The organism is Variovorax sp. P1_H12_2, from assembly GCF_056405335.1.
The window spans coordinates 1-14,209 of record NZ_JBFUCI010000138.1; the positions used below are offsets into that span (position 1 = coordinate 1).

General features: G+C 68.9%; 11 protein-coding genes. 6 read left to right on the forward strand and 5 right to left on the reverse strand.

Annotated features, from left to right (window positions below; all coding sequences use genetic code 11):
• The 3 genes from AC1D2K_RS15680 to AC1D2K_RS15690 all read right to left on the reverse strand — a co-directional run.
• Window positions 1-521, reverse strand: a 521-nt coding sequence (locus tag AC1D2K_RS15680; protein ID WP_478089757.1) for a CaiB/BaiF CoA transferase family protein, incomplete at its 3' end; no start/stop codon positions are given.
• Window positions 518-1,471, reverse strand: coding sequence for a Bug family tripartite tricarboxylate transporter substrate binding protein (locus AC1D2K_RS15685; RefSeq protein WP_478089766.1), 954 nt, complete (start codon window positions 1,469-1,471; stop codon window positions 518-520). The genes AC1D2K_RS15685 and AC1D2K_RS15680, both read right to left, overlap by 4 nt.
• Before the next feature lie 57 nt (window positions 1,472-1,528).
• A complete protein-coding gene (locus tag AC1D2K_RS15690; RefSeq protein ID WP_478089767.1) occupies window positions 1,529-2,281 on the reverse strand; it encodes an enoyl-CoA hydratase/isomerase family protein in 753 nt (250 codons plus the stop codon).
• 58 nt (window positions 2,282-2,339) lie between these two features.
• On the opposite strand from AC1D2K_RS15690, the gene AC1D2K_RS15695 reads away from it, so the two are divergent.
• Window positions 2,340-3,011, forward strand: coding sequence for a GntR family transcriptional regulator (locus tag AC1D2K_RS15695; RefSeq protein WP_478089758.1), 672 nt, complete (start codon window positions 2,340-2,342; stop codon window positions 3,009-3,011).
• Window positions 3,012-3,290: 279 nt separating this feature from the next.
• On the opposite strand, the gene metG is transcribed toward AC1D2K_RS15695, so the two are convergent.
• Window positions 3,291-5,375 carry a methionine--tRNA ligase gene (gene metG / locus AC1D2K_RS15700; protein WP_478089759.1) on the reverse strand — a complete coding sequence of 695 codons (2,085 nt, stop codon included), beginning with the start codon at window positions 5,373-5,375 and terminating at the stop codon, window positions 3,291-3,293.
• Window positions 5,376-5,500: 125 nt separating this feature from the next.
• Here metG and AC1D2K_RS15705 point away from each other — a divergent pair, with 125 nt between their 5' ends.
• The gene (locus AC1D2K_RS15705; protein WP_478089760.1) at window positions 5,501-5,968 is read left to right on the forward strand and encodes a GNAT family N-acetyltransferase; all 468 of its coding nucleotides are present in this window, start codon (window positions 5,501-5,503) and stop codon (window positions 5,966-5,968) included.
• Between the two features lie 28 nt (window positions 5,969-5,996).
• On the opposite strand, the gene AC1D2K_RS15710 is transcribed toward AC1D2K_RS15705, so the two are convergent.
• Window positions 5,997-7,211, reverse strand: a complete 1,215-nt coding sequence (locus AC1D2K_RS15710; protein WP_478089761.1) for a patatin-like phospholipase family protein — start codon at window positions 7,209-7,211, stop codon at window positions 5,997-5,999.
• A 125-nt stretch (window positions 7,212-7,336) separates the two neighbouring features.
• Between AC1D2K_RS15710 and apbC the strand changes: the two genes are divergently transcribed.
• The 4 genes from apbC to fdhF form a co-directional block, all read left to right on the forward strand.
• Entirely contained in the window at window positions 7,337-8,428 is a 1,092-nt protein-coding gene (gene apbC, locus AC1D2K_RS15715; protein ID WP_478089762.1) for an iron-sulfur cluster carrier protein ApbC, read from the forward strand.
• A gap of 212 nt (window positions 8,429-8,640) precedes the next feature.
• Window positions 8,641-9,585, forward strand: a complete 945-nt coding sequence (locus AC1D2K_RS15720; protein ID WP_478089763.1) for a LysR substrate-binding domain-containing protein — start codon at window positions 8,641-8,643, stop codon at window positions 9,583-9,585.
• Between the two features lie 149 nt (window positions 9,586-9,734).
• On the forward strand, window positions 9,735-11,549 hold the full coding sequence (locus tag AC1D2K_RS15725) for an NADH-ubiquinone oxidoreductase-F iron-sulfur binding region domain-containing protein (protein WP_478089764.1): 1,815 nt from the start codon (window positions 9,735-9,737) through the stop codon (window positions 11,547-11,549).
• A partial coding sequence (gene fdhF / locus AC1D2K_RS15730) for a formate dehydrogenase subunit alpha (RefSeq protein ID WP_478089765.1) occupies window positions 11,546-14,209 on the forward strand: 2,664 nt, incomplete at its 3' end. The genes AC1D2K_RS15725 and fdhF, both read left to right, overlap by 4 nt.

Consider the following 14,209-nt stretch of genomic DNA (forward strand, 5'->3'; position numbering starts at 1 on the left):
CCGATCGAGACGCCCACGCGCGTGGGCGGCGAACCCGGATGGCCGGTGAGACTCATGATGCCGCCCATGGCCTGCACCACCATGTCGTAGGCCGGACGTTTGCTGTACGGCCCTGTCTGGCCGAAGCCCGAGATCGATGTGAACACCAGTTTAGGAAAGCGCGCGTGAAGAGCCTCCCAGCCATAGCCCAGCTTTTCCATCGTGCCGGGCCTGAAGTTCTCGACCAGCACGTCGGCGCTCGCGAGCAGCGACTCGAAAACCGCGCGGTCGGCGCTCGCCTTCAGGTCCAGCGCGATCGATTCCTTGTTCCGGTTGACCGACATGAAGTAGGCGGATTCGCCTTCCACGAAAGGCCCGATCTGGCGCGCGTCGTCGCCGCTGCCGGGCTGCTCGACCTTGATCACGCGCGCGCCGAGGTCGGCGAGCAGCAGCGTGCAGTAGGGCCCCGCGAGCACGCGGGTCAGGTCGATCACGGTGAAGCCCTGGAGCGGGCCGCCGCTGGCGGGGGTGTCGTGCGTCATTCGTTGGTCGCGCCCGAGCGCTCCGTCAGTTCTTTCGATTTCGCGCCTTCGGCCAGGGCCCATTCACGGAACTCGGCGAGCGATCTGGAGGGCGCCGCTTCGTTGCCGGACTTTTCCATCCGCGCCTTGACCTCCGGGTCGCTCAGCACGGCCGTGCTGGCGTCGAACAGCCTCTTCGCCACWTCGGGCGGCAGGCCGGCCGGTCCGAACAGGCCGAACCAGAACGTGAAGTCGTAGTCCTTGACGCCGGCCTCGGACATGCTCGGGATCTCCGGGAAGAGCGGCGAGCGCTGCGCCGAAGTGACCGCGAGCACGCGCAGCTTCCCACCCTGGGCCATCGGCAGAACCGAGGGCGGGGTGCCGAAGGTCAACTGCACGTCGCCGCTGGCCACCGCCTGCAGCGAGGGCGCGCCGCCCTTGAACGGCACGTGCAGCATGTTCACCCCGGCCGCCTTCTCGAAGGACAGCGCGGCCAGGTGCGTGACGACGCCGCTGCCCGATGACGAATAGGCGAACTTGCCGGGATTCTGCCGCGCCTCGGCGATCAGTTCCTGCACGGTCCTGGCGCTCACGTCCTTGTGGACCGCCAGCAGCATCGGCGCCGAACTCCAGCGGGAGATCGGCGTGAAGCTTCGGCCACCGTCGTACTTCACGCCCTTGTAGAGCAGCTTGTCGCTGCCATAGAGATTGCTGCTGCCGAGCAGCAGCGTGTAGCCGTCCGATGCCGCGCGCGCCACGAAGTCCGAGGCGATCGTCGTGCCCGCACCGGGCTTGTTGTCGATGATGACGGCCTGGCCGAGGACCTTGCCCAGCTTGTCGGACACGATGCGCGCCACCGTGTCGGCGCCGCCCCCGGCGGGAAAGCCCACCACCAAGGTGATCGGTCTGGCGGGATAGTCCGCGGCATGGGCGGCGGACAGGGGGGCCGCCAGCCATGCGGCGGCGGCCATCGAGATCAGACGGCGTCGGTTCATGGGATGTCTCCAGTCTTTTTGTGAGTTGTCGGGTCAGCGGCCGTTGAAGGCCGGCTGGCGCTTCTCTTTCCAGGCGCGGCCGCCTTCGGCGAGGTCTTCCGACGCGACCGAACGCTGCACCTCGTCGCGGATCGAGGCCGCATCGGCCCGGCCCTGGGCAATCCGGTTCAGGTGCTTCTTCATGCCGAGCAGCGGAATCGGTGCCATCGCGGTCAGCGTGGCGCGCAGACGGTCGACCTCCGCGGCGATGGATTCGCCCTCGGCCCAGTGCGTCAGGAAGCCGCAGTCGCGCATCGCCTCGCCGTCCAGCTTCTCTGCGGTCAGGAAGAGCCGCTTGGCGGTGTCCAGTCCCAGCCGCGAGACGTAGCGCTCGAGGCCGCTCTGGTAGTAGTGAAGGCCCAGGCGCGCCGCCGGCATGAACATTTCCGATCGCTTGCCGCCGACGCGGAAGTCGCAGGCCAGGGCCAGGTCGGTGGCGCCCCCGAACACGCCGCCGTGGATGGCGGCGAGGGTGACGGCGCGGCAGTTTTCCAGTGCGTCCACCATCGCACCGAAACTGCGGCCCTCGGTCTGGCTGCTGGCGGCCACCTCTGATATATCGTAGCCACTGCAAAAATGCTTTCCTTCGGCGCGAAGAATCAGCACCAACACCTGTTCGCTGCGGTTGACGATGTCGAAGTGACGCAGAAGTTCAGGCAAATCGGGTGGAGTGAGCTTGTTTGCGACCTCCGGACGGCGCAGCGTCAGAGTGGCGACCTGGCCGTCGATGTCGAGGGAGGGCAGCATTGATGTATGAAATAGACTTGTTGATATATCTGTTAGGTTAACTAATATTGTGATTGCCATGCAACCCTCGAAAACCCTCGAAAGCGGCAGCCTCCAGGACCAGATCCGGAGTCGACTCGAGCGGGATATCCATGAAGGAACGCTCTCGCCGGGCATGCCCATCGATGAAAAGGCGCTCGCCCTGAGCTTCAACACCTCGCGCACGCCGGTTCGCGAGGCCTTGCTGTTGCTGAGTGCCCGCGGCCTGGTCGACATCGTTCCGCGGTCCGGCATCTACGTGCATCAACTGCGAGCGAGCGAGCTGGTCGCGATGATGGAAGCGCTCGGCGAACTGGAAGGGGTGCTGGCGCGGCTGGCCGCGCTGCGCATCGGGCCGGCGCTAAGGGAAGAACTGCAGGGGGCGCTGGAAGGAACGGCCGCGGCCGCGGCCGCGCAGGACGCAGGCGCCTACCAGGCGGCCAATGCCGTGCTGCACGACGTGATCTATCGGGCCAGCGGCAATCCCTTCATCGTCGAGCAGGCGCAGACGGTTCGATTGCGGATCGCCGCCTACCGGGGGCGCCTGTTCGAGAAGCCGGGACGCCTGGCCACCTCGCAACGAGAGCACGAGCGGGTCGTGGAATGGATCCTTCAGGGCCATGCGGACCAGGCCGCGGAAGCCATGCGGGAGCACATCTCGGTCGGCGGCAAGGTGTTCGCCGACCTCGTGCTGGTCAACAACCTGCGTTAGGGCCTGTTCACCTAGGGCCTGTTCACCCTATTTCCGGGGTCGCGAAGGCATGCCAGGACGGGCCAATCAAGGCGCGCGACGCGGCATGTGCGTTGGCACATGCAAGGAGTGCAACGCCGAGTGGCTCGTCCTGGCATGCCTTCCCTTCGGGTTGCCGCGCGAAGGGGCCGTCTGCGGCGTTGCCCGCGCTTGCAAGGCGAAAGCCTTGCTGCGCGCAGGCGCCTTGCATCCAGCCCCTTCGCGTGGCAACGCGATCCCCGGAAATAGGGTGAACAGGCCCTAGCGCACCCGCATCCCGGGCGTCGCACCCGGCCACGGTTCCAGCACGTGGATGCCCGGGTTCGCCTTCTCGTCGGCGTGGCTGTCGGCCAGCACCATGCCCTCGGAGATGCCGAACTTCATCTTGCGCGGCGCCAKGTTGGCGACCAGCACCGTGAGCTTGCCGACCAGCTGCTCGGGCTGGTAGACCGAGGCGATGCCGGAGAACACATTGCGGGTGCGGCCTTCGCCGGCGTCCAGCGTCAGGTGCAACAGCTTGGTCGAGCCCTCGACCTTCTGGCAGGCCACGATCTTCGCGATCCGCAGGTCGATCTTCGCGAAGTCGTCGATGGTGATGGTGGGCGCGATGCCTTCGCCGCCGGGCAGCAGGGGAGCCGCTTCGGGCGCGGCCGCCACCTCGGACACAGGCGGCTCGAACAGCTGGTCGAGCTGCTTGACGTCGACCCGCTGCATCAGGTGCTTGTAGTCCCTGATCGCATGGCCGGCGCCGAGCAGCCGGCCGGCATCGGCGAACAGCAGCGGCTCGCTCGCAAGGAAGGCCTCGACTTCGGCGGCGAGCGCCGGCAGCACCGGCTTGAGGTAGATGGTCAGCAGCCGGAAGGCCTCGATGCAGGCCGTGCAGACATCGTGCAGGCGGGCTTCCATGCCTTCCTTCTTGGCGAGTTCCCAGGGCTTGTTCTGGTCGACGTACTCGTTGACCTTGTCGGCCAGGAGCATGATCTCGCGCAGCGCGCGCGCGAAGTCGCGGCTGTCGTAGAGCGCCTGCATCGGCGCCGCTGCGGCCTGCAGCGTGGCCAGCAGGGCGGCGCCGTCGGCCGACACCGTGCCCAATTGGCCAGCGAAGCGCTTGGCGACGAAGCCCGCGGCGCGGCTCGCGATGTTGATGTACTTGCCGATCAGGTCGGCGTTCACGCGAGCCATGAAGTCCTCGGCCGTGAAGTCGACATCCTCCACCTTGGCATTGAGCTTGGCCGCGATGTAGTAGCGCAGCCATTCGGGGTTCATGCCGATCGACAGGTACTTCAGCGGGTCGATGCCGGTGCCGCGGCTCTTGCTCATCTTCTCGCCCGAGACCGTGATGAAGCCGTGCACGTTGACCTGGCTCGGCGTCTTGCGGCCGCTGAACTGCAGCATCGCGGGCCAGAACAGCGTGTGGAAGTAGACGATGTCCTTGCCGATGAAGTGCACCTGCTCCACCGCCGGGTCGGCGACGAAGTCCTCGAAGCTCTGCGCGGTGCGCGAGGCCTCGTGCCAGTGGTTCGCCGCCTGGCCCTTGTCGAAGTGGTTCTTCAGGCTCGCCAGGTAGCCCACCGGCGCGTCGAGCCAGACGTAGAAGTACTTGCCCGGCGCGTCGGGAATCTCGATGCCGAAATACGGCGCTTCCCGCGAGATGTCCCAGTCGGCCATGCCGGCCTCGAACCACTCGCTGGCCTTCTTCGCCATCTCGGGCTGCAGCTTGCCGTCCTGGGTCCAGGACTTGAGGAAGTCGACCACCTTCGGGTCGGACAGCTTGAAGAAGAAATGCTCGGAGCTGCGCAGCTCGGGCGTGGCGCCGGTGAGCGTCGAGTAGGGGTTGATCAGCTCGGTCGGCGAATAGACGCTGCTGCACACCTCGCAGGCGTCGCCGTACTGGTCCTTCGCGTGGCACACCGCGCACTCGCCCTTGATGTAGCGGTCGGGCAGGAACATGCCCTTGACGGGGTCGTAGAACTGCTCGATGGTGCGCGTGGCGACCATGCCGCCGGCCTTCAGCTTGCGGTAGATGCCTTGCGCGAGTTCGGTGTTCTCGCTGCTGTCTGTGGAGTGCCAGTTGTCGAAGCGGATGTGGAAGCCGTCGAGGTATTCCTTGCGGCCGGCGGCGATCTCGCCGACGAATTCCTGCGGCGTCTTGCCGGCCTTTTCGGCCGCGATCATGATCGGCGCGCCGTGCGCGTCGTCGGCACCCACGAAATGCACCATGTGGCCCTGCATGCGCTGGAAGCGCACCCAGATGTCGGCCTGGATGTATTCCATGATGTGGCCGACGTGGAACTTGCCGTTGGCGTAGGGCAGGGCGGTGGTGACGAACAGTTTGCGCTGGGACATCGCGGGGGCGCTTTCGGGACGAGGGAGAAACGGGCTGGAACGGACTGCGGCCGGCGGCTGGGCCAGCGGGGGACCCGGCATTTTAGGTGGCGGGGCTATAGTCGTCCCGCCAACCCGAGTTCCCCGTGATCGCCGCCTACGAAATCTCCCTGGCCCGGGCGTCCGACGCGCCGGCGATCGCGGCGTTGTCGCGGGACGCCATCGAGCGCGGCCTCTCGTGGCGCTGGACCGAGCGGCGCGTGCTGCGCGCCATCCGGGACCCGGCCACCAACGTGGCGGTGGCCCGGCGCGAAGGCGTGCTCATCGGCTTCGCGATCATGCAGTACGGGGACGACGAGGCCCACATCGTGCTCTTCGCGGTCGACGCCTCGCAACGCCGGGCCGGCCTGGGCGCCGCCCTGCTGGCATGGCTCGAAGCCACCGCCGTCGTCGCCGGCATGCGCGCCATACGGCTCGAGGCCAGGGCCGGGAATGCCCCGGCGAAATCCTTCTATCGCCGGCACGGCTTCGTGGAGTACGGGTCGAGCCCCGGCTACTACGAAGACGTGGAGGACGCGGTTCGCATGGTGAAGCGGCTGGACGATGCGGCCTGACGGCGAAGCGTCGAGGTCGTCCCGGCCTTCAGGCGGTGCGGCGCCAGCCCAGGAAGCTGCACACCGCGTCGCGCTGATTGAAGGTGTCATGCCGCCCCAGTGCCATCAGCTCGCGCGTGAAGGCCGACTCGAACAGCAGGTAGCTGGCGAGCGCCGAACCCTTCAGGGCGGCCGTCTCGGCCGGCACCGCCGGTTGGCCCAGCAGGCCGCGGACGGCGGCCGGCAGCGCCTGGGCATGGCGCGCGGCGATCAGGTCGATGCGCTGCGACGGCGCGATCAGCAGCAGGTCCACATGCTTCAGCGAGGTGGCGCCGCGCGCTTCCGGCGGGACCAGCGCCAGCGTCTGGTTGATGCGGCGCAGGCGCTCCACGTCGGCGGTCAGCGAGTCGAGGAAGATGCTCGACAGCGCGTGGCCGGCGATCTGCGCCAGCGACGGGTAGCCGCTCAGCGCATTGGGTGCCAGCGCGTAGGCCGGTTCCTGCATGCGACCGGCGCCGACAGCGAGGATGCGCCTGGCGCCCAGGTGGATGGCGGCGGCCAGCGGCGCGGATTGGCGCATGGAGCCGTCGCCGAAGTATTCGACGTGGCCGTCGACGTCCAGCGGCGTGGCCGGAAAGACGAACGGAATCGCCGACGACGCCAGCAGATGCTCGTGCGCGATGCGCACGGGCGCGGCGCGTCGATGGGACCGGACCCACGGCTGCTGCTGCGGACCTGCCTGATAGAAGGTCACGTGCTCGCCCGAACCGTAGCTCGATGCCGTGACCGCCAGCGCATCGAGGTGGCCCTGCGACATCAGTCCGGCGAGCCGGTCCAGCGGCACCATCTGCGCGAGCAGCGCGCGCAGCGGTTCGTTGTCGAGAAACGAACGCAGGCCGCTGCGCCGCCAGCGTGCGACCAGCCAGCCGGCCGACAGCAGTCGCGCCCACGGCGCATCGCTGCGCAGCGCCGTCAAGGCGTCGGCGCGGTAGACCCGCCCGGGCTCGATCCCGGACCACGCCTGCGCGATCCTGCGCACCGTGGCATCGAAGTCGTCGGTGCCGCAGGCCAGAGCGGCCGCGTTGATCGCGCCGGCCGAGGTGCCGGTGATGATCCGGAACGGATTGCCCTTGGCCCGGGCCCCGGCCGCGCGGCGCAGCCTGGCCAGGGCCTGGAGCACACCGACCTGGTAGGCGGCACGCGCGCCGCCGCCGGTCAGCACCAGGCCGGTGGCGGGGATGGGAGCGGGACGGGGCGACGGCATGGCCGTCGAGCGTACCCGTCCTGCCGCGGCGAGGTGCCGAACCGGTCGCGCTGGAAGGGTCAAGGGCGTGCGGCCTTCGGCTTTCCTGGCGCCGCACTAGACTACCCGCCATTCAGGAGTGATCAATGGCAGTTACGAAAGAGGCGCTCGCGGAGGCCCTCAAGGCCGTCCTCGACCCCAACACCGGCAAGGATTTCATCAGCACCCGGGCGCTGAAGAACCTGCAGATCCACGAGGGCGAGGTCTCGTTCGACATCGAGCTGGGCTACCCGGCCAAGAGCCAGATGCCCGCCATGCGGCGTGCGCTGGTGGCCGCCGCCAAGACGGTGCCGGGGGTGGAGAACGTCTCGGTCAACATCGCGACCAAGGTCATCAGCCACGCGGTGCAGCGCGGCGTGCAGTTGATGCCCAACGTCAAGAACATCATCGCGGTGGCCTCGGGCAAGGGCGGCGTCGGCAAGAGCACGACCGCGGCCAACCTGGCGCTGGCGCTGGCCGCCGAGGGCGCCAGCGTCGGCCTGCTCGACGCCGACATCTACGGCCCGAGCCAGCCCATGATGCTGGGCATCCAGGGCCGTCCCGAGAGCGACGACGGCAAGACCATGGAGCCGCTTTCGAACCACGGCGTGCAGGTGATGTCGATCGGCTTCCTGGTCGACCCCGACGAGGCCATGATCTGGCGCGGCCCGATGGCCACCCAGGCGCTGGAGCAGCTGCTGCGCCAGACCAACTGGAAGGACCTGGACTACCTGATCGTCGACATGCCGCCGGGCACCGGCGACATCCAGCTGACGCTGTCGCAGCGGGTGCCGATGACCGGCGCCGTGATCGTCACCACGCCGCAGGACATCGCGCTGCTCGATGCCCGCAAGGGCATCAAGATGTTCGAGAAGGTCGGCGTGCCGATCCTCGGCATCGTCGAGAACATGGCGGTGCACGTGTGTTCGAACTGCGGCCACGTGGAGCACATCTTTGGCGCCGATGGCGGCCGCAAGATGGCCGAGCAGTACCAGATGGACTACCTCGGCGCGCTGCCGCTGGACATCAACATCCGGCTCCAGGCCGACAGCGGCAAGCCCACCGTGGTGGCCGACCCCGACGGCGAGGTGGCCGGCATCTACAAGACGGTCGCGCGCCGGGTGGCGGTGGGCATCGCCGAGAAGGCCAAGGACTTCTCGGCCAAGTTCCCGACCATCACCGTCAGTAAGAACACATAGATGTCGGGGGCGACCAGGCCGGCGCCGGGCCGTCAGCGCGGCGAAGTCCGCGCTTCGCACGGACGGGCGGCCTGCAGCTACCCCCTTGGGGGGCAGCGAGGACACGCAGTGCCGAGCGTGGGGGCGACCAGGCCGGCGCCGGGCCGCCCCAAGGCGGCCTGCGGCCCCCTCGGGGGGCAGCGAGGACACGCAGTGCCGAGCGTGGGGGCCCCATGAATTTGCTCGCCTCGATGCGCTACCTGGTCGCGCTCGAGGAGCACCGTCATTTCGGCCGCGCGGCCCAGGCCTGCCACATCACGCAGCCGGCACTGTCCAACGCGCTGCGTGCGCTCGAGGCGGAGTTCGGCGTCGTGGTGGTCAAGCGCGGCCGCACCTACGCCGGGCTCACGCACGAGGGTGAGGCGGTGCTGGCGGCGGCGCACCGGATGCTGCACGAGAACGAGGTCCTGCAGCAACTGCTGAAGAGCGAGGAAGGCTTTCCGCGCGGCAGCCTGCGAATGGCGGCCGTGCCCACCGCCATCCCGCTGCTGGCCCGTTTCGCGGCCCAGCTGCAGGCGCGCCATCCCGGCATCGTGCCGACCGTCCTGTCGATGAGTTCGCTCGAGCTCGAGACGGGGCTGGAGAACCTGTCGCTCGACATGGCGCTGGGCTACACCGAGCGCATGCATCCGCGCGAAGTCAAGCTCACGGCCTGGCCGCAGAGCGTCGAGCACTACTTCCTGTTGCGCCGCGCCGAGCGCAGCGGCGCCGAGGCGTTGCAGATCGGCGAACCGATCGGGTGGGCCCGGGCAGCCGAGCTGCCGCTGTGCCTGCTGACGCCGGAAATGCACAACCGCTCGATCGTCGACCAGGCCTTCAAGGCGGCCGGCGCGGCCGTGTCGCCCGCCATCGAGACCAACTCGGTGCTGACCCTGGCGCTGAGTGTCCTGTCCGGCCGGGTCTGCGCCGTGCTGCCGGGCGCGATGGTGGATGCGGTGAGGGGCCAGGGCCATTTCGAGGCGCTGCCGCTGGTGGCGCCCGAGGTGCTGACGCCGATCGGCTTCATGACGCAGACGGCGGTACGGCCCTCGCGCGCGCTGGAGGCGGCGCTGGCGCTGCTCCAGAGTCCGGACTGGGAGCGCGAAGTCGGGGCCCACAGCGGCGCCTTGCGCGGCTGATCCTGGGGGGCGGCGGACCGTCCGGCGTTTCATTTCTTTATTGAATCACTCCATGTGCGGATTCAATTTGCCAAGCGCGCCCGGGCGGCCGACAGTCGGGGAGGCCGCCGATTCGCGCGGCACGACATCCCCATGAGACCGCCGAGGCAATGAATCACCCAGGCACCCAGAACAAGATCGAGGCCATCCCGCTCGCCACGCCCGACCAGTTGCGCGAGCGCATCCGCCGCAAGAGCAAGCTCAAGGGGCGGCAGCCCGAGGAGAACGCACTGGCCGAGGTGCGCGCGCTGATCGGCCCGCGCCCGCTGGYCGGCTACCGGCGCGACCTGCTGATCGAGCAGTTGCACCTGCTCAATGACGCCCACGGCTGCCTGCACGACCATCACCTGGTGGCCCTCGCCTCGCTGACCGGCATCCCGATGGCCGAGGTGTACGAGGTCGCGACCTTCTACCACCACTTCGAGATCGTGCGCGGCGACGCGCAGGCGCCCGGGCTCACGGTGCGCGTGTGCGACGGCCTGGCCTGCGAGCTGGCCGGCGCGCAATCGCTGATCGAGCGCCTGCCCGCCCTGCTGGGCGCGGCCGGCCGCGACGACGTCCGCGTGATCGCGGCGCCCTGCATCGGCCGCTGCGAGCAGGCGCCGGCCGTGGCGGTGCACCAGCAGGCGGTGCCGCTGGCGAGCGTCGAGAAGGTGCTGCAGGCGGTGGCCTCCGGGCCCGGGCCGGCCACTGCGCGCCACACCCATTTCGTCCCCGCCGATCTGGCGGAGAAGAGCATCTCTGCGCCGTCCGAGGCGGTCGAGGCCCGGCCGCCCTTCACCGACTACCGGACCTACCGGGCGCACGGCGGCTATGCGCTGGCGGCCGCGCTGGCCAACGGCGAGCAAGACGCCGAAGCGGTGCTCCAGGCGCTCGAGGATTCGGGCCTGCGCGGCCTCGGCGGCGCCGGCTTCCCGGCCGGCCGCAAATGGCGCATCGTGCGCGACCAGCCCGCCCCCCGGCTCATGGCGGTGAACCTCGACGAGGGCGAGCCCGGCACCTTCAAGGACCGCTGCTATCTCGAACGCGATCCGCACCGCTTCCTCGAAGGCCTGCTGGTGGCGGCACAGATCACCGGCGTCGAGGCCTGCTACATCTACCTGCGGGACGAATACCACGACTGCCGCGCGCTGCTCCAGGCCGAGCTCGCCGCGCTGCGCGCCGATCCGCCCTGCGAGCTGCCGCGCATCGAACTGCGGCGCGGCGCCGGCGCCTACATCTGCGGCGAGGAGTCCGCGATGATCGAGAGCATCGAGGGCAAGCGCGGCGAACCGCGCATGCGGCCGCCCTATATCGCGCAGGTTGGCCTGTTCGGCCGGCCGACGCTGGAACACAACTTCGAGACCCTCTACTGGGTGCGCGACATCGTCGAGCGCGGCCCGCAATGGTGGACCGGCTTCGGCCGCCATGGGCGCCGTGGGCTGCGCAGCTTCAGCGTCAGCGGGCGCGTGAAGCACCCGGGCGTCAAGCTCGCGCCGGCGGGCATCACGGTGCGGGAGCTGATCGACGAATACTGCGGCGGGATGCTCGACGGCCATACGCTGCACGCCTACCTGCCGGGCGGCGCATCGGGCGGCATCCTGCCGGCCCGCATGGACGATATCCCGCTCGACTTCGACACCCTCCAGCCGCACGGCTGCTTCATCGGCTCGGCGGCCGTGATGGTGCTGAGCCAGCACGACCGCGCGCGCGACGCGGCGCTCAACGTGATGCGCTTCTTCCAGCACGAGAGCTGCGGCCAGTGCACGCCGTGCCGCGTGGGCACCGCCAAGGCGGCGGCGCTGATGCAGGCGCCGGCCTGGGACAACGCCACCCTCGAAGACCTGGCGCAGGTGATGGGCGATGCGTCGATCTGCGGCCTCGGCCAGGCGGCGCCGAATCCGATCCGCAGCATCCAGAACTACTTCCCGCAGGAGATCGCATGAACGCGCCTTCGAAGCTCGCCGAACTGATGCCGCAGACGGTGGCGTTCACGCTCGACGGCCGCGCCATCGAGGCCTTCGAGGGCGAGACCATCTTCAAGGCCGCCGAACGTCACGGCGTCGAGATTCCGCATCTCTGCTACACCGACGGCCTGCGCCCCGACGGCAACTGCCGCGCCTGCGTGGTCGAGGTCGAGGGCGAGCGCACGCTGGCGCCGAGCTGCTGCCGCAGCGTGACCGCCGGCATGAAGGTGCAGGCCACCAGCGAGCGGGCGCTGAAGAGTCAGAAGATGGTGGTCGAGATGCTGCTGTCCGACATGCCCGACGAAGGCTACAAGTGGATCGGCGACGATGCCGCCCGCCCGCACGGCGAGCTGAGCGAATGGGCGGCCCGGCTCGATGTCGCCGTGCGCCCTAAGCTCAAGGCCCTGCGCCGCGAACAGCCCGCGACCGACGTCTCGCATCCCGCGATGGCGGTCAACCTCGACGCCTGCATCCAGTGCAACCGCTGCGTGCGCGCCTGCCGCGAGGAGCAGGTCAACGACGTCATCGGCTACGCGATGCGCGGCGAGCATTCGAAGATCGTCTTCGACCTTGACGATCCGATGGGCGACAGCACCTGCGTGGCCTGCGGCGAATGCGTTCAGGCCTGCCCGACCGGCGCCCTGATGCCCAAGAGCCACATCGGCTCGCAGCAGGTCGACCGCAAGGTCGATTCGGTGTGCCCGTTCTGCGGCGTCGGCTGCCTGCTCACCTACAACGTCAAGGACGAGAAGATTGTCAGCGTCGACGGCCGCGATGGCCCCGCCAACCATGGCCGCCTGTGCGTCAAGGGCCGTTTCGGCTTCGACTACGCGCACCATCCGCAGCGCCTGACGAAGCCGCTGATCCGCAAGCCCGGCGTGCCCAAGCACTTCGACGAGGCACCGCGGCCCGGCGACTGGAGCGAGGCCTTCCGCGAGGCCAGCTGGGAGGAGGCGCTTGCCTTCACGGCCGGCAAGCTCAAGAGCCTGCGCGACACGCACGGCAAGAAGGCCCTGGCCGGTTTCGGCTCCGCCAAGGGCAGCAACGAGGAGGCCTACCTGTTCCAGAAACTGGTGCGCACCGGATTCGGAAGCAACAACGTCGACCACTGCACGCGGCTGTGCCATGCGTCGAGCGTGGCGGCGCTGCTGGAAGGCGTGGGCTCCGGTGCGGTGAGCAACCCCGTCTACGACGTCGAGCATGCGGAGCTGATCTTCGTCATCGGCTCCAACCCGACCGCGAACCACCCGGTGGCCGCGACCTGGATGAAGAATGCCGCCAAGCGCGGGGCGAAGATCGTGCTGGCCGATCCGCGCCGCACCGACCTCGGCAAGCATGCCTGGCGCACGCTGCAGTTCAAGGCCGACACCGATGTCGCGATGCTCAATGCGCTGATCCATGCGGTGATCGACGAAGGCCTGGTGGACCAGGAATTCATCCGTACCCGCGTCAGCAATTTCGAGGCCCTGCGCGAGAACGTCAAGGGCTACAGCCCGGAGGCGATGGCGCCGATCTGCGGCGTGCCGGCCGAGACGCTGCGCGAAGTCGCGCGCGCCTTCGCCAGCGCCAAGGGCGCGATGGTGCTGTGGGGCATGGGGGTGAGCCAGCACGTGCACGGCACCGACAATGCGCGCTGCCTGATCGCGCTGGTCAGCGTCACCGGCCAGATCGGCAAGCCCGGCTCCGGCCTGCATCCGCTGCGCGGCCAGAACAACGTGCAGGGCGCGAGCGACGCGGGGCTGATCCCGATGATGTTCCCCAACTACCAGCGGGTCGACAACGCGGCCGCGCATGCGTGGTTCGAGGACTTCTGGGGCCAGCCGCTCGATGCGGCGCCGGGCTACACGGTGGTCGAGATCATGCACAAGGCGCTGGCGCCCGACGATGACCCGCACAAGATTCGCGGCATGTACATCATGGGCGAGAACCCGGCCATGAGCGACCCCGACCTGAACCATGCGCGGCATGCGCTGGCGAGCCTGGAACACCTGGTGGTGCAGGACATCTTCATGACCGAGACCGCCTGGCTGGCCGACGTCGTGCTGCCGGCCAGTGCCTGGCCCGAGAAGACCGGCACCGTGAGCAACACCGACCGCATGGTCCAGCTCGGCCAGCGGGCGCTGAACCCGCCCGGCGATGCAATGCCCGACCTCTGGATCATCCAGCAGATCGCGCAGCGCATGGACCTGGATTGGCGCTACGAAGGCGAGGAATCCGGCGTTGCCGCCGTCTACGAGGAAATGCGCCAGGCGATGCATGCCGCCATCAGCGGCATCAGCTGGGAGCGGCTGCAGCGCGAGTCGAGCGTGACCTATCCCTGCCTCGACGCCGACGATCCGGGCCAGCCGATCGTGTTTGTCGACAGCTTTCCGACCGCGGACGGCCGGGTCAAGCTGGTGCCGGCGGACATCATTCCGGCCGCCGAGCGGCCCGATGCCGACTATCCCTTCGTGCTGATCACCGGGCGCCAGCTGGAGCACTGGCACACCGGCAGCATGACCCGCCGCGCCAGCGTGCTCGACGCGCTGGAGCCGATGGCCACGGCCTCGATGAACCAGGGCGACCTGCAGGCGCTGGGCCTGGTGCCCGGCGACGTGATCACCGTGCGCTCGCGCCGCGGCGAGGTCGCGATCCACGTG

Excerpts from the sequence above, each read along its gene's own strand:
- AC1D2K_RS15690 (WP_478089767.1), bottom strand. The coding sequence starts at position 2,281 with ATGCTGCCCTCCCTCGACATCGACGGCCAGGTCGCCACTCTGACGCTG.
- AC1D2K_RS15695 (WP_478089758.1), top strand. The coding sequence starts at position 2,340 with ATGCAACCCTCGAAAACCCTCGAAAGCGGCAGCCTCCAGGACCAGATC.
- AC1D2K_RS15710 (WP_478089761.1), bottom strand. The coding sequence starts at position 7,211 with ATGCCGTCGCCCCGTCCCGCTCCCATCCCCGCCACCGGCCTGGTGCTG.
- apbC (WP_478089762.1), top strand. The coding sequence starts at position 7,337 with ATGGCAGTTACGAAAGAGGCGCTCGCGGAGGCCCTCAAGGCCGTCCTC.
- AC1D2K_RS15720 (WP_478089763.1), top strand. The coding sequence starts at position 8,641 with ATGAATTTGCTCGCCTCGATGCGCTACCTGGTCGCGCTCGAGGAGCAC.